Consider the following 14,411-nt stretch of genomic DNA (forward strand, 5'->3'; position numbering starts at 1 on the left):
ATGCTGCTTATACGGCGCCGAAACGCAATACCGATGGTAAAGGCCTAGCCTGCCTTCGCCTTACCCTTGCCCTTCTTGCCATCGCCCAGCACGTCCTTGTCCTCACTCGGTTGGGGCAGCGAAGGCAGTGACTTGTCGAGCAGTTCGACACTCTGGCGATAGTAGAGCTGGCTCTTGTTGTGCTCGCCCAGGTTGGCGTACAGGCGTGCCAGTTCGGCACATACCACGCCGCTGGGACGCTGTCGCTGGCTGGTCTCGAAGTACTCCTGCGCCTTGCCCCAGTAGGCGTTGCGCAGAGAGAGCCGGCCCAGCGTCAGCAGCAGGTCGGGGTCGTTGGGGCGTTCCTGAAGCCACTTCTCGGCGACCACCAGCTGGCGCGAGGCATCGACATCGAGCAGGCCGTAACGCAGCACCAGGCGGCTGTCCCAGTGCTCCTTGAGGGAGTGGCGCAGCAGACGCTCGGCAATGGGCTCCTGGCCACCGCGCACCAATGCCTCGGCATACAGCACGATCAGCTCGATGTTGCCGCGCAGGTGGTCGGGCATATCGGCCCACAGGCCACGCACCTGCTCGATGTCGCCACCATCGCGAGCCTCGCGGACGATCAGTTCCCGATAGGCTCGCTGCTCGAGCTGCTCGCGCTCATCGGGCGAGATCAACTGCTGGGCTCCCAGGCGCGGCATCAAGCGGCGCAGGCCATCCCAGTCACTGACACTAAGGTAGGCCTGCTTGAGCTGCTTGAGCACTTGCGGGTGATTGGGCAACTGGCGATCCAGGCGAGTGAGAATCGCCAGGGCTTCCTCGTACTGCTGACGATCGAGCATCAGTTGCGCCTGCATCATGCCCACCGCGGTATCGGCCCCTTCGGTACTCAAGTGCGCCCGTTTCAACAGGGTGTCGGCCTGGTCGAAGTGGCCCTGGTAATGTGCCGCGAGCGCCGCCGACAGGTAGTTGACCAATGGGGTGCTGGAGTCATCGGCGGCCTTGACCAACGATTTTTCGGCCTTCTTCCAGCGACCTTCGGCCAGCGCCACCAGGCCGCGCACGGTGCGCTTCATGGCATTGCGATTGCGGGTACGGCTGTTCCACACCTTGAAACGGCTAACCGGATGCGTGAGCCGCATCAGCACGCGCAGGCCGAAATGCAGCACCAGGAACACCGCGAGCAGGATCACCAGGCCGAACCAGAAGGAGGTCTGCACCGAGGTCTCACCGACACGAATCAGCCAGTAACCCGGCACGGACATCATCAGCTGGCCGAACAGCGCGCCGAGCGCCAGGCCCAGGACGACGATCAGGATCAGCTTTCTCATGCGTCATCTCCCTGGCGCGATTCGAAGCGGCGCTCGATGAAGGCGGCCAGCGCTTGCTGGGAGCCGCTGATGTCTGGCAGCTCGGGGCTGATGGCTTCGCTTTTCAGTGCCTGCAGGCGCTCGACCACCGACTGCACGCCGCTGGCGTCGGTATCGTAGTAGCCATCGATCAGGGTCAAGGCCTTGTCGATGCTGGCTTCAAAAAGCTCCTGCTCCTCTTTCAGCAGTGCCAATTGGGCCTGCTCGATCACCAGGCGAACACTCTGGCGCAGATAGGATTCCTGCTCCGGGGTGATCAGCGCCTCGAGCTCGGCGTTGTGCTGGCGCACGGTCACCAGATCCTTGAGTTCCTGGCCGAAGCGAGACAGCTGCTGCTGCCAGGCGCCCTCGGGCGCTTCCTCCATGCTGGAGCGTACGGTAATTTCCTCGATATCCTGGGACAGCGGTTGACCGGCGATCTGCTCCTGCTGGGCATTCAGCGTGAGCCACAGCCCAGTGCGATCGATCTGCGGCACGGCATCGAGGGCAGCGAGATCGGCGGCGATTTCACGACGCACCGGCACCAGTGCCGGGTTGTCTGCCTCGCGCAGTCGCTGATCGGCGGTACGCAGCAAGGCGGCCGAGCCCATCACGTCGCCTTCCAGTTGCAGACGCTGATTGGCCAGGCGCAGCAGGTAGGCGGCCTCGGCGTGCAGCCAGTCGCGCTCGTCGGTTTCCTGTTCGCTTGAAAGCTCGGCGAGCACCCGGTCGAGGGCGTCATCGACCTCGCTACGATAGCTCGAGAATTCATCGCGCAACTCGCCAAGCGCACCTTCGAGCTCGGCATCGCGTTCACTCTCGCCCTCGTCCAGACGGGTTTCCAGTTCACTGAGCTGGCTTGCGGTGGCGGCCTCGCTGGTGCGCGCCTCTAGCTCGGACAATCTGGCCTGCTGTGCGTCGAACTTCTGCCAGGCCTGCCAACCGAATACCAATACACCAACCGCCAGCAGGATCACCAGTACCAGGGCGACGATGCCCGCCTTGCCGCCGCCCTTGCCATCACCGCCCCCCGCGGGCGTTGTGGTCGCCTTGCCGACACCGCCCGAAGCAGCTTTCGGTGCGGGCCTGTCAGCGCTGCCAGAAGATGCTTTCCCCGGGGAGTTGGCGGCTGACTTGTCGCTACCGCTCGCGGATGGCTTGTCGGACGGAGAAGACTGGCTGGACGATTTGCCAACAGAGGTGTCAGTTGCCGTGCCAGTCGTAGGCTTGGCCGCATCGGTTGACGCACCAGATGACTGAGAGGTCGACGGCTTGGCCGCATCGGCGCGACCTGGCGACCCGCCCGGAGTGCTACCCGTTGTCGGCTTATCTTCGCTGACGCGACTCTCGCCAGGGCTGCTCTGGCCTGAACCGCTCTGGCTGGCGACGGCATCGCCCTTCGCCGTGCCACCGGCCTTGTCGTAGCGGCGCGAACGGCGGCGGCTGGAAGCATTCCCCTTGCCGCTACTGCCGGAGGTCGCCGAGTCCGTGCCGGAAGGCGTCTGCTGTTCATCCTGATCGTGTGGTTGCTTGCTCATCTGTCGCTAGCCCTTTTCGAGATCGTCTTGGTCGACATCGGCTTCCTGCGGGTCACAGACGCGGACCACAGCCGCCGCGAGTGCGGCGGGAGTGGCGCCCGACGCCACGACGGGGGCACGAAACCCCAGTTTGCCGGCCAGTGTAGCCAACCGGGCGCTGGAAACGATTAGCGGTTGGTTCAACGCGGCTTCTGTACACCATCTTGCCAGATGTTCGAGAATTTCTCCGCTGCTGGCGACCAGCGCACGATATTCTCCTTGCGCCAGGCGCTGTTGCATCGCCGGCTCGGGGTCCAATGGCTGGCGTCGATAGACCGCCAGCCGGGTAAGGTTCGCGCCTCGCTCGGCCAGTGTGTCGGCAAGCAACGGCCTGCCGCCTTCGCCCGCCACCAGCAGCACGCGCTGCTGGTCGAGGGCGCTCAGGGAGGCGAGGCGCAGCAACGCTTCGCTGGACTCTTCACCGGCAGCCTCTGGCGGCAGGTGTACCTTTACGCCAAGCGTCTCGTTCAGGGTAGCCGCCGTCGCGCCACCCACCGCGTAATAGTCGATACCCACCGGCAATTGCGGCCAGTAGCGATCCAGCGCATCCGCCAGGCACTCTGCGGCAAACGGACTGATCACCACCACCCGCCTGAAGTGGTCGTAATCAAGCCACACCGCACGCTGCTCGGCGCTTTCCGGTAGCCTCTCGAGCCGCATCACTTCCAGACGTTGCACTGCATAGCCGTGAGACTCGATGGCCGAGGCGAGCGCCTCGCCCCGGCTGCCTGGCCGCGTGATCAGTACCGGTGAACCGCTCATCAGCCGGCGCCGTAGACCTCGGCGAGAATCTCGCCGGCCCCCAGGTCCAACAACTCCTCGGCCACGCGAATACCCAGTGCCTCGGGCTCATGAATCGAACCACGGCCCTCTGCGCGTAGCACGCGGGTACCGTCGGGAGTTCCTACCAGCGCGCGCAGCCAAAGGGTCTGGCCATCGTTCTCGAATATCGCATGACCGCCAATCGGCACCTGGCAGCCACCTTCCAGACGCGTGTTCATGGCGCGCTCCGCCCGCACCCGTGTCGCGGTAGCCGCATCGTCCAGCGGCGCCAGCAGGGAAATCAGTTCCGGGTCATGCAGACGGCACTCGATACCCAGCGCACCCTGGCCGCAGGCCGGCAGGCAGACTTCGGGAGGCAGTTCCTGGGCAATCCGCGCGCCCAATCCCAGCCGTTTGAGGCCAGAGGTGGCGAGGATGATCGCATCGAATTCGCCATCGTCCAGCTTGGAAAGTCGGGTCTGCACATTGCCACGCAGTGTCAGGATCTGCAGGTCGGGACGTGACTCGCTCATCTGCAGCCCGCGACGCAGGCTCGATGTGCCGATTTTCGCCCCCTCGGGCAGTTCATCGAAGCGCGCATAGCGATTCGAGACAAACGCATCGGTTGGCTCGGCGCCCTCCAGAATCACCGACAGCCCAAGCCCCTCGGGAAAGTGCATGGGCACGTCTTTCATGGAATGCACGGCGATGTCGGCACGCCCATCGAGCATCGCTTCCTCGAGCTCCTTGACGAACAGGCCCTTGCCACCCACCTTGGCCAGCGGCGTGTCGAGAATCTTGTCACCACGGGTGACAATCGCCACCAGCTCGACCTCGAGCCCGGGATTGGCGGCGATGAGTCGATCGCGGACATGTTCGGCCTGCCACATGGCCAATTGGCTCTTGCGCGTGGCGATTCGCAGCTTGGTGATGGCTTGCACGTGGTTCTCCCGATCCCGGTTCGCTGGTGGCGACGACGATGGCGCCAACGCCCGGATGAAGTGGTGTCATTATCAGCATATTGAATATCACCATCATAAAGCACCCGGCATGGCAGGAAAAATCACCGGTTAACCGGGCACCGGCTGCACCCCACCATCCTCGCCAGCCGAGCGGACTCTGGTACACTGCTCGACATGCCAAGGCGCACCGCCACAGCACCTTTCAATCAACACTTTTCACGCAACCCTTTTGACGCAACCATTTTCACGTAATCCTTTTCCCGTAACCCTAAACGCAGGATGCCAAGCCCGATGAGCTCAAGTCCGACGACCCCAGGCACCAACCAATCCTGGGGTGGCCGCTTCAACGAACCCACCGATGCCTTCGTCGCGCGCTTCACGGCCTCGGTGAATTTCGACCAACGCCTCGCGTTTCACGACATTCAGGGCTCCGTCGCCCATGCCACCATGCTGGCGCGGGTCGGCGTGCTGACCGATGAGGAGCGCGATACCATCATCGCCGGGCTCGATGAGATTCACGGCGAGATCGAGCGCGGTGAATTCGCCTGGTCGGTGGCGCTTGAAGACGTGCACATGAACATCGAGGCGCGGCTGACCGAGAAGATCGGCATCACCGGCAAGAAGCTGCACACCGGGCGATCACGCAACGACCAGGTCGCCACCGACATCCGCCTGTTCATGCGTGACGAGATCGACCTGGTAGCCGCTGAACTGAGCCGGCTGCGGGCTGGCCTGATCGAGCTTGCCGACCGCGAAGCGGACACCATCATGCCGGGCTTCACCCACCTGCAGACCGCACAACCGGTGACCTTCGGCCACCACCTGCTGGCGTGGCACGAGATGCTCGCCCGTGACCACGAGCGGCTGCTCGACTGCCGTCGGCGGGTCAATGTATTGCCGCTCGGCGCCGCCGCCCTGGCCGGCACCACCTACCCCATCGACCGCCATGTCACGGCCGAACTGCTGGGCTTCGAGCGTCCGGCGGAGAACTCGCTGGACGCCGTCAGCGACCGCGACTTCGCCATCGAATTCACCAGCTTCGCCAGCATCCTGTTGTTGCACTTGTCACGCATGAGCGAAGAGCTGGTGCTGTGGACCAGCGCCCAGTTCGACTTCATCGACCTGCCCGACCGCTTCTGCACCGGCTCCTCGATCATGCCGCAGAAGAAGAACCCCGACGTGCCCGAGCTGGTGCGCGGCAAGACCGGCCGGGTCTACGGCCACCTGATGGGCCTTTTGACGCTGATGAAGTCCCAGCCGCTGGCCTACAACAAGGACAACCAGGAAGACAAGGAGCCGCTGTTCGATGCCGTGGACACCGTCAAGGATTGCCTGAAGGCGTTCGCCGACATGGTGCCGGCCATCGAGGCCAAGGCCGACAGCATGCGCGAAGCGGCACGCCGCGGCTTCTCCACCGCCACGGACCTGGCCGACTACCTGGTACGCCGTGGCGTCGCCTTCCGTGACGCCCACGAGATCGTTGGCCTGTCCGTGGCCTTCGGCCTGCGCGAGAAGAAGGATCTCTCGGAGATGAGCCTCGAGGAGCTTCAGCAATTCTCCAGCGTGATCGACGCCGATGTCTTCGACGTGCTGACCCTGGAAGGCTCGGTGGCCGCCCGCAACCACATCGGTGGCACCGCACCCGACCAGGTGCGCGCCGCCGCCCAACGCGCCCGCGACGCACTGGCGGCGCTGGCGGGGCAACCGGCATGATGGGCCGCACTGCTGTCGCCACCCTGGGCCTGGCGCTGGCCTTGGCGCTGGGCCTTGCCGGTTGCGGCCAGAAAGGCCCGCTGTATATGCCGGATGATGAACAGGCCGCCGAGCAGTACGCCCCCCAGGATGCCGAAGGTACCGCCGAGGACGACGCACCAGCATCCGAAGATGCCACACAGGAACCCGAAGACGTTCCCCAGGACGACGAGAGCTAGGCATGGATCATTTCGAATACCGCGACGGCGTGATGCATGCCGAAGACGTTCCACTGACCCGCATCGCCGAGCAGTTCGGCACGCCCTGTTACGTCTATTCCAAGGCTACCCTGGCGCGTCACTTTCGCGCCTACACCGAAGCGCTGGGCGGCCACCCCCACCTGATCTGCTACGCGGTCAAGGCCAATTCCAACCTGGCGGTGCTCGGCCTGCTGGCACGCCTGGGAGCCGGCTTCGATATCGTGTCGCTCGGTGAACTGGAGCGCGTGCTGGTCGCCGGTGGCGACCCCGCCAAGGTGGTGTTCTCGGGCGTCGCCAAGCAGCCAGCCGAGATGGCCCGCGCCCTGGAAGTGGGCATCAAGTGCTTCAATGTCGAATCGCGCCCGGAGCTCGAGCGCCTCGACGCCGTGGCCGGCCGGCTCGGCAAGATTGCGCCGGTCTCGTTACGCGTCAACCCGGATGTCGATGCCGGCACGCACCCCTACATTTCCACCGGGCTCAAGGACAACAAGTTCGGCATTCCGGTGAGCGAGGCGCTCGAGGTCTACGAACTGGCGGCGCGCCTGCCCAACGTGCGCGTGGCGGGGCTGGATTGCCATATCGGCTCACAGCTCACCGAACTCTCCCCTTTCCTTGATGCCCTCGACCGACTGCTGGCCTTGCTGGCACAGCTCCGCGAGCGGGGCATCGAGATCGACCATCTCGACCTGGGTGGCGGGCTCGGCGTGCCCTACCACACGGAACGGCCTCCGGCACCCTTCGACTACGCCAGCGCACTGCTCGAACGGCTGTCGCGCTGGGAAGGCAACGAGCGGCTGACCCTGCTGTTCGAGCCGGGCCGCTCGATCGCCGCCAATGCCGGCATCCTGCTCACTCGGGTGGAATTCCTCAAGCCCGGCGAGACGAAGAACTTTGCCATCGTCGATGCCGGCATGAACGATTTGATCCGCCCCGCACTCTACCAGGCCTGGCAGGCCATTCTGCCGGTGGACACTCGCCAGCCTCGCGACACCGCCAGCTACGACGTGGTTGGCCCGGTGTGCGAGACCGGCGACTTCCTCGGCAAGCAGCGAGAACTCGCCATCGCCCCGGACGACCTGCTGGCCGTACGCTCGGCCGGCGCCTATGGCTTCGTGATGGCCTCCAACTACAACAGCCGCCCACGCCCCGCCGAAGTGATGGTCGATGGTGCCGCGGCACACCTGGTGCGCCGCCGCGAACGACTGGAGGACCTTTGGGCAGGCGAAGCGCTGCTGCCGGATGATGAGGGAGGCTCACGCTGATGCTGTTGCACTTCACCAAGATGCACGGACTCGGCAACGACTTCATGGTGGTCGACCTGGTCACCCAGCGCTCGCGCCTGACGGATGACCAGATCCGCCAGCTGGCCGACCGACGCTTCGGCATCGGCTTCGACCAGTTGCTGGTCGTCGAACCGCCCCGCGACCCGGACATGGACTTCCGCTATCGCATCTACAATGCCGATGGCAGCGAGGTGGAAAACTGCGGCAACGGCGCGCGCTGCTTCGCGCGATTCGTGCGTGATCAGCGGCTGACCCACAAGCATGAAATCCACGTCGAGACCGCCGGCGGCCCGCTGACCCTGCTGGTGCAGGACGATGGCCGTGTGCGGGTGGACATGGGCGAGCCGCGCTTCGACCCAGCCGCCTTGCCGTTCGATGCCGCCGACGATCACTTGCGGCACCCCCTGGAAGTCAACGGCGAGACACTAGAGGTCGGCGTGGTGTCCATGGGCAACCCCCATGCGGTACTGCGTGTCGCCGATGTCGACAGCGCCCCGGTGGCAACGCTGGGGCCTGCGATCGAGGCGCACCCACGCTTCCCCCGGCGGGTCAACGCTGGCTTCATGCAGGTGGTAGGACCGGGCGAAATTCGCCTGAGGGTGTTTGAGCGTGGCAGTGGCGAGACCCTGGCCTGCGGCACCGGCGCCTGCGCGGCGGTGGCCACCGGCATCCGCCAGGGGCTGCTGGAAAGCCCCGTCACCGTGCACCTGCCGGGGGGCGACCTGGACATCGACTGGCCGGGCCCCGGTTCACCACTGATCATGACCGGCCCCGCCGAGCGCGTCTTCGATGGGCGCATCGCCCTCAATTGAGAGCCGCCATTCACTCAGGAGTCGACCATGACCCGAGCCGCCCCCGAACCACGCAAGACCCTGGACCCGGACCGGGTCGCCGAATGGCTGGCCCGCCATCCGGACTTCTTCGTCGGTCGCGAGGGGTTGCTGCAGCAGTTGCGCATCCCCCACCCCGAGGCCCGCGGTGGCGCCACTTCGCTGCTCGAACGCCTGGTTCACGACCTGCGCGGCCGCGCTGAACAGGCCGAGTGGCGCCTCGAGCAACTGCTGGAGTCCGCGCGCCACAACGAAGCCCAGTACCGTCGCACTAGAGAGCTGGTACTGGCGCTGGTCGAGGCCGAGAACAACGATGCTCTGGGCCAGGCGCTGGCCGCCCAGCTCAGCGAACACTTCCAGACGCCCGCCGTGGCGCTATGGTGCCCAGCGAGCCTCACCGACCTCGAGCCCGAGCCGCCTCAGCCTCCGCGTCACGTGCTCGACGACCATGCCGGGCAGCGCCTGTCCGCCCTGCTCGATGGCCGGGCGAGCCGCTGCACGCGGTTGACGCCCACCGACTGGAAACGCCTGCTGCCGCACGCCAGTGCACCGCGCAAGTCAGGCTCCTGCGCACTGTCGCGCCTGACCCTTGGCGAGCCGCTGGGCTACCTGGTGCTGGCAAGCCCGGACCCGGACCACTTCCGCGCCAGCATGGATACCCTGTTCACCGAATACGTCGGTGATGTGGTCGCCCGGCTGCTGGTACGCCTGGCCCGCCACCCGCATGGCTAACCAAGCGCACGATAGCCCGCTGGAGCGGCAAGTCGACGCCTTCCTGGCCAGGCTTTCACGCACCGCGAGCCCCGCCACCGTGGATGCCTACCGCCGCGACCTGAAGGCGCTGATCGGCTTCATGGGCGACGCCGGGCTGGCTGACTGGACATGCCTGGATGTCGCCCTGCTGCGGCGCTTTCTCGGGGGCGAGCGCGCCCGAGGCCTTGCCTCACGAAGCCTGGCACGCCGCCGCAGCGCCATCTCGCGGCTAGCCGACCACCTGGTTGCCGAAGGCCAGCTGACCCACAACCCGGTGGACCTGACCCAGGCGCCCCGCCAACCCCGCCACCTGCCACGCCCCCTGGATGTCGATCAGCTGGCGCAATTTCTCGACACCCCGCATGACGGCACGCCGCTGGGCTACCGCGACCAGGCGATGCTGGAGCTGTTCTACTCCAGCGGCCTGCGCCTGGCGGAGCTGGCCGGGCTCGAGATCGGCGATTTGCAAACGCAGCGGGTTCGGGTTGTCGGCAAGGGCGGCAAGCCGCGACAGGTTCCCGTGGGCGCGCGCGCCCGCCAGGCGCTGGCCGAGTGGCTCGCCGTGCGCGGTGTGTTGGCCGAAGACGACCAGGCCGCACTGTTCGTAGGTCAGCACGGCAAGCGACTAGGCCACCGCGCCATCCAGCAGCGCCTGGCCAACCTCGCCCGCCGGCGCGGTCTGGCCGAGCATCTGCATCCGCACCGCCTGCGCCATTCGTTCGCCAGTCATCTGCTGGAATCGAGCCAGGACCTGCGCGCGGTGCAGGAGCTGCTTGGCCACGCCAACCTGTCGACCACCCAGGTGTACACCCGGCTGGACTGGCAGAGCCTGGCCACCAGCTACGATGCCGCCCACCCCCGAGCCCACCGGCGCACGCAAAGGTCCAGGCACGACGAGGAGGAGTCGTCATGATCCTCAAGGCGATCACCTTCGACCTCGACGATACGCTGTGGGATAACCACGGCGTGATGCAGCGCACCGAGACCGGCCACTACGACTGGCTCGATGCGGCACTCGCCGACTGGCTGGCCGAGCGCGGCGAAAGCCAGACCGTGCGGTTCGCCACGCACTTCCCGCTGTCAGCTTTCGTGGCTCGTCGCCAGGCCCTGGCGGCGGCGCACCCCCTGCGCCGGGGGGATTTCACCTGGCTGCGTGAACGCTCCCTGATGGGGCTGCTGAAGGATTATGGACTCGAGCTCGACGATGCCGGGCAATGGGCGCAGGCCGCCATGCAGCGCTTCATGGCGCTGCGCCATGAAGTCACCCCGTACGCCGAGGCCGACGATCTCCTTACCGCCCTGGGAGAACACTACCGATTGGCCAGCATCACCAATGGCAATGTGGATATACGGCGATTGCCGCTGGGCCGCCACTTCCCGGTGGCCATCGCCGCCGGGGAACTGTACGCCCCCAAGCCCGACCCACGTCCGTTTCTCGCCGCCCTGGCACGCCTGGGCTGCCCGCCATCACAGGCGCTGCATGTCGGCGACTCATGGCAGGAGGATGCGCTGCCGGCACAACGGCTGGGCATGCAGGTGGCGTGGATCGGCGATGAGGCCACGCGCCTGCCGGCGGGTATCCACCGCCTGGCCCATGTGCGCGAACTGCCTGAGCTGATTGCCTGGCTTGAGGGGCAGCACTGATGCCCTGCGAGGGGCGCTGGGGGCAGGTCGCAGCGAGGGTCCTTTGCCAGGGAAGGAAAAGGTAGCGTACAGGGAGGTATTCACTGCGCCCGCGCTGAGGCATGCCGCCAGAATAGCCCCGACCTGGCGTGGCGCTCTCTACTACGTCACTTGCTACAAGGTCTCGTGGTTATCCAGCAGCCAGCCGTCGAGGCGCTGGTGGGCTTCCTCGACCCCTTGGCCCTTGAGCGACGAGAACAGCTGCAGGCTGACCAGATCCTCCCACTCACGCAGGCGATTCTTGACCTGCTGCAGCGCGGCCTTGGCGGCGCCCTGCTTGAGTTTGTCGGCCTTGGTGAGCAGTATGTGCACTGGCATGTGCTTGTCGTCGGCCCAGCCCAGCAAGGTCTGGTCGAACTCCGAGAGCGGATGGCGCACGTCCATCACCACCACCAGACCACGCAACGAGGCACGCCGCTGCAGATAATCGGAGAGATGGCGTTGCCACTCCAGCTTGACCTTCTCCGGCACCTTGGCGAAGCCATAGCCCGGCAGGTCAACCAGCCGCCGCGAGGTATCGTCGCCCAGCGAGAAGAAATTGATCAGTTGGGTGCGCCCCGGCGTCTTGGAGGTTCTGGCGAGCGCCTTCTGGCGGGTCAGGGTGTTGATGGCACTGGATTTTCCAGCGTTCGAACGCCCTGCGAAGGCGACTTCAGCACCACTATCGGTGGGGCAACTGGCAAGGGTCGGTGCGCTGATGAGGAATCGGGCACTCTGGTAATTCAAGTTGGTAGTCGGTCGCGACATGGCGAGCAGGTCCTGACAATGGTCGATAGGCTGGGGCGCGCGGCTTGCATTCCCGCCGCCGGGGTGATTCGGTATAATGCAGTGTCATTTGTCTGCGACCCGGGGCACTCAAGTGTACCACCGCGCCCTCGACGTCAGCGAACCACCAGGCTATCGAGTCGCGGCATGGCCCGGCCCTGGCAGGCTTCGCGATCCGTGCGGCACCCAGGGTACGTATCGGTCAACAACGTAACGGCATAGTGGAACAGCGATGAGAAAGTTACTGGCAAGCCTGGCAATTACCATCGGCGCCGTTGGCGCCGCCCACGCGGATCTCGAAGCCGATGCGGACGCTGCGGCGGGCCGCGAAAAGGCGCAAAGCTGCGCCGCCTGCCATGGGCAGGAAGGCATCAGTCCATCAGCAAACTTCCCACACCTGGCGGGCCAGCAAGCCTCCTACCTGGCCAAGCAGATCATGGATATCCGTGATGGCAACCGTGAGGTCGCGCAGATGGCCGGTCAAGTCGACGATTTCTCCGACCAGGATGCCTGGGACGTCGCCATGTTCTACGCCGAAAAGGATGCCGCGATCGGTGAAGCCGACCCCGACGAAGCACTCCTGGCGCGTGGTGAGGAGCTCTATCGTGCCGGCGATACCGCCAAGGGCATTCCGGCGTGCACCGCCTGCCATATGCCCACCGGCGAAGGCATCGGCAGCGCCGTTTACCCGGCCCTGTCCGGCCAGTTTGCCGACTACACCGTTTCCACCCTGCAAGACTTCGCTGCAGGAGAGCGTGCCAACGACCCGGCCAACATCATGCGTGACATCGCCAGCAAGATGAGCGATGACGACATGGAGGCCGTGGCCAATTACGTGCTGGGCCTGCACTGACGCCAGCACTACCGCCATTCGGCAGACTCTGACTGGGCGGCCTCGTGGCCGCCCTTGTCGTATTCGGTCGCATTCATCACCGCTATCCGGGAACCCCAGGCGTGGGCAAGGCTCAAAGGCAACGACCCGCCACCATTGCGGATACCGGCAGACTCAAGGAGAGATCATTCCATGTTCAAGACCCTGCTCACCGCCCTCGTCGGCCTCGGCCTGTCCACCGCCGCCACGGCCACCACCCTGGTGGAAGGTGAACACTACGAAGTGCTTCCCGAGGCGGTGGAAACCCGCGTCGACGATGGTCAGATCGAGATCACCGAGGCGTTCTGGTACGGCTGCCCACACTGCTACAACCTGCAGGGCTCGGTCAGCGAGTGGTACGAAACCCTCGACGACGACGTCACGGTCGTGCATATGCCGGCGACCATGGGCGGCGACTGGAACAAGCACGCCACGGCCTTCTATGCCGCCGAAGAGCTGGGCATCCGAGAGCAACTGCATGCCGACTTCTTCGACGCCATTCATCAGGATGGCCGCCAGCTCACCGAGACCGATGATGTCGCCGCATTCTTCAGCGACTACGGCGTCAGTGAAGAGGAGGCGACCAATGCGCTGGGCTCGTTTGCCGTAAAGAGCCAGGTCAACCAGGCCAATGCCCGGATGCGCGCCATGCGCCTGATGGGGGTTCCCGCGCTGGTGGTGGATGGCCGCTACCTGGTATCCCCAAGCTCTGCCGGCAGCCTTGCCAACATGCCGCAGATCGCCGATGCGCTGGTCGAGAAAGTCCGTGAGGAACGTGCCAACTGACATGCCACCCCTTGCCGATGCCCGGTTGCCGTCGCTCGACGGTGGCCACCTGAAGTTACTCACCTTCAATCTGCAGGTGGGCATTCAGACCTCGGCCTACCATCACTACCTCACGCGTAGCTGGCAGCACCTGCTGCCGCATCCCAAGCGGATGCGGCGGCTGGACATGATGGGCGAGGTGCTGGGCCGGTTCGACATCGTCGGCCTGCAGGAAGTGGACGGCGGCAGCTTTCGCTCAAGCCATATCAACCAAGTGGAGTATCTGGCCACTCAGGCAGGATTCCCCCACCATTTCCAGCAGCTCAATCGCAACCTCGGGCGTATCGCCCAACATAGCAACGGGCTGCTGTCGCGGCTAACGCCAAGCCGGGTGGAGGAACATCGCCTGCCTGGCACGCTGCCTGGGCGCGGTGCCATTCATGCGCGGTTCGGCGAAGGACCAGACGCCCTGCACCTGTTCGTGGCACACCTGGCGCTTAGCCATCGAGGTCGCGTGCGCCAGCTCGACTACTTGAGCGAGATCATCCAGCCCTTACGCCACGTAGTGGTGATGGGTGACCTCAACTGCACACCCGAGCAGTTGCATACCCATGATCGCTTCCGTAGCTCGCTGCCCCTGCACCCTGTGCGTCCGCTGCTCAGCTACCCCTCCTGGCAACCCCGCCGGGCGCTGGACCACATCCTGCTGTCCGAGTCCCTGGAAGCCGGCGAGGTACGGGTGCTGGACCACCTGTTTTCCGATCACTTGCCGATCGCCGTGGATGTCAGCTTGCCGGCCGCCTGCCTGGCCACTCTGAAGCCCTCGGCTAAACTCAGCTCACGCTGAAGGCGATCCCCCTGGTTTGCGTCTCGGGGA

Annotated in this window: 14 protein-coding genes and 1 pseudogene; 10 read left to right on the forward strand and 5 right to left on the reverse strand. The window is 65.3% G+C overall.

Features of this window, described 5'->3' with window-relative positions:
* Nucleotides 1-44: 44 nt before the first annotated feature.
* The 4 genes from C6V82_RS07660 to hemC are packed head-to-tail and all read right to left on the reverse strand — an operon-like array spanning nt 45 to nt 4,611.
* Nucleotides 45-1,313, reverse strand: coding sequence for a heme biosynthesis HemY N-terminal domain-containing protein (locus C6V82_RS07660; RefSeq protein ID WP_102586818.1), 1,269 nt, complete (start codon nt 1,311-1,313; stop codon nt 45-47).
* A complete protein-coding gene (locus C6V82_RS07665; RefSeq protein WP_102586817.1) occupies nt 1,310-2,869 on the reverse strand; it encodes a uroporphyrinogen-III C-methyltransferase in 1,560 nt (519 codons plus the stop codon). Before C6V82_RS07665 ends, C6V82_RS07660 begins: the two co-directional genes overlap by 4 nt.
* Nucleotides 2,870-2,875: 6 nt before the next feature.
* Nucleotides 2,876-3,670, reverse strand: a complete 795-nt coding sequence (locus tag C6V82_RS07670; protein ID WP_102586816.1) for a uroporphyrinogen-III synthase — start codon at nt 3,668-3,670, stop codon at nt 2,876-2,878.
* A complete protein-coding gene (hemC, locus tag C6V82_RS07675) occupies nt 3,670-4,611 on the reverse strand; it encodes a hydroxymethylbilane synthase (protein WP_102586815.1) in 942 nt (313 codons plus the stop codon). Before hemC ends, C6V82_RS07670 begins: the two co-directional genes overlap by 1 nt.
* A 312-nt stretch (nt 4,612-4,923) precedes the next feature.
* On the opposite strand from hemC, the gene argH reads away from it, so the two are divergent.
* The 7 genes and pseudogenes from argH (at nt 4,924) to C6V82_RS07710 (ending at nt 11,094) form a co-directional block, all read left to right on the forward strand.
* Entirely contained in the window at nt 4,924-6,345 is a 1,422-nt protein-coding gene (argH, locus tag C6V82_RS07680) for an argininosuccinate lyase (RefSeq protein ID WP_102586814.1), read from the forward strand.
* Nucleotides 6,345-6,461 (forward strand): annotated as a pseudogene (lptM, locus tag C6V82_RS18280) (LPS translocon maturation chaperone LptM); the annotation flags it as partial. The gene argH and the pseudogene lptM, both read left to right, overlap by 1 nt.
* A gap of 104 nt (nt 6,462-6,565) precedes the next feature.
* Nucleotides 6,566-7,846, forward strand: a complete 1,281-nt coding sequence (lysA, locus tag C6V82_RS07690) for a diaminopimelate decarboxylase (RefSeq protein WP_102586813.1) — start codon at nt 6,566-6,568, stop codon at nt 7,844-7,846.
* Complete coding sequence (dapF, locus tag C6V82_RS07695; protein ID WP_102586812.1) at nt 7,846-8,679, forward strand: diaminopimelate epimerase; 834 nt, start codon at nt 7,846-7,848, stop codon at nt 8,677-8,679. Before lysA ends, dapF begins: the two co-directional genes overlap by 1 nt.
* Before the next feature lie 27 nt (nt 8,680-8,706).
* Complete coding sequence (locus C6V82_RS07700; RefSeq protein ID WP_102586811.1) at nt 8,707-9,429, forward strand: DUF484 family protein; 723 nt, start codon at nt 8,707-8,709, stop codon at nt 9,427-9,429.
* The gene (locus tag C6V82_RS07705) at nt 9,422-10,363 is read left to right on the forward strand and encodes a tyrosine recombinase XerC (RefSeq protein WP_102586948.1); all 942 of its coding nucleotides are present in this window, start codon (nt 9,422-9,424) and stop codon (nt 10,361-10,363) included. Before C6V82_RS07700 ends, C6V82_RS07705 begins: the two co-directional genes overlap by 8 nt.
* Nucleotides 10,360-11,094, forward strand: coding sequence for an HAD family hydrolase (locus C6V82_RS07710; protein WP_102586810.1), 735 nt, complete (start codon nt 10,360-10,362; stop codon nt 11,092-11,094). The genes C6V82_RS07705 and C6V82_RS07710 overlap by 4 nt, the downstream gene beginning before the upstream one ends.
* A gap of 153 nt (nt 11,095-11,247) precedes the next feature.
* On the opposite strand, the gene yihA is transcribed toward C6V82_RS07710, so the two are convergent.
* The gene (gene yihA, locus C6V82_RS07715; protein WP_102586809.1) at nt 11,248-11,880 is read right to left on the reverse strand and encodes a ribosome biogenesis GTP-binding protein YihA/YsxC; all 633 of its coding nucleotides are present in this window, start codon (nt 11,878-11,880) and stop codon (nt 11,248-11,250) included.
* A 250-nt stretch (nt 11,881-12,130) separates the two neighbouring features.
* Between yihA and C6V82_RS07720 the strand changes: the two genes are divergently transcribed.
* From C6V82_RS07720 to C6V82_RS07730, 3 genes are all read left to right on the forward strand, one after another.
* Nucleotides 12,131-12,751 carry a c-type cytochrome gene (locus tag C6V82_RS07720; RefSeq protein ID WP_102586808.1) on the forward strand — a complete coding sequence of 207 codons (621 nt, stop codon included), beginning with the start codon at nt 12,131-12,133 and terminating at the stop codon, nt 12,749-12,751.
* A 171-nt stretch (nt 12,752-12,922) separates the two neighbouring features.
* Nucleotides 12,923-13,555 (forward strand): thiol:disulfide interchange protein DsbA/DsbL, encoded by a 633-nt coding sequence (locus C6V82_RS07725; protein WP_102586807.1) that lies wholly within the window; start codon nt 12,923-12,925, stop codon nt 13,553-13,555.
* A 1-nt stretch (nt 13,556) separates the two neighbouring features.
* Entirely contained in the window at nt 13,557-14,381 is an 825-nt protein-coding gene (locus tag C6V82_RS07730) for an endonuclease/exonuclease/phosphatase family protein (protein ID WP_102586806.1), read from the forward strand.
* Nucleotides 14,382-14,411: the final 30 nt, after the last annotated feature.

This window comes from Halomonas urumqiensis (assembly GCF_003028575.1).
Lineage (GTDB): Bacteria > Pseudomonadota > Gammaproteobacteria > Pseudomonadales > Halomonadaceae > Halomonas > Halomonas urumqiensis.

Excerpts from the sequence above, each read along its gene's own strand:
- C6V82_RS07660 (WP_102586818.1), bottom strand. The coding sequence starts at position 1,313 with ATGAGAAAGCTGATCCTGATCGTCGTCCTGGGCCTGGCGCTCGGCGCG.
- C6V82_RS07665 (WP_102586817.1), bottom strand. The coding sequence starts at position 2,869 with ATGAGCAAGCAACCACACGATCAGGATGAACAGCAGACGCCTTCCGGC.
- C6V82_RS07670 (WP_102586816.1), bottom strand. The coding sequence starts at position 3,670 with ATGAGCGGTTCACCGGTACTGATCACGCGGCCAGGCAGCCGGGGCGAG.
- argH (WP_102586814.1), top strand. The coding sequence starts at position 4,924 with ATGAGCTCAAGTCCGACGACCCCAGGCACCAACCAATCCTGGGGTGGC.
- lysA (WP_102586813.1), top strand. The coding sequence starts at position 6,566 with ATGGATCATTTCGAATACCGCGACGGCGTGATGCATGCCGAAGACGTT.
- dapF (WP_102586812.1), top strand. The coding sequence starts at position 7,846 with ATGCTGTTGCACTTCACCAAGATGCACGGACTCGGCAACGACTTCATG.
- C6V82_RS07700 (WP_102586811.1), top strand. The coding sequence starts at position 8,707 with ATGACCCGAGCCGCCCCCGAACCACGCAAGACCCTGGACCCGGACCGG.
- C6V82_RS07705 (WP_102586948.1), top strand. The coding sequence starts at position 9,422 with ATGGCTAACCAAGCGCACGATAGCCCGCTGGAGCGGCAAGTCGACGCC.
- C6V82_RS07710 (WP_102586810.1), top strand. The coding sequence starts at position 10,360 with ATGATCCTCAAGGCGATCACCTTCGACCTCGACGATACGCTGTGGGAT.
- yihA (WP_102586809.1), bottom strand. The coding sequence starts at position 11,880 with ATGTCGCGACCGACTACCAACTTGAATTACCAGAGTGCCCGATTCCTC.
- C6V82_RS07720 (WP_102586808.1), top strand. The coding sequence starts at position 12,131 with ATGAGAAAGTTACTGGCAAGCCTGGCAATTACCATCGGCGCCGTTGGC.
- C6V82_RS07725 (WP_102586807.1), top strand. The coding sequence starts at position 12,923 with ATGTTCAAGACCCTGCTCACCGCCCTCGTCGGCCTCGGCCTGTCCACC.
- C6V82_RS07730 (WP_102586806.1), top strand. The coding sequence starts at position 13,557 with ATGCCACCCCTTGCCGATGCCCGGTTGCCGTCGCTCGACGGTGGCCAC.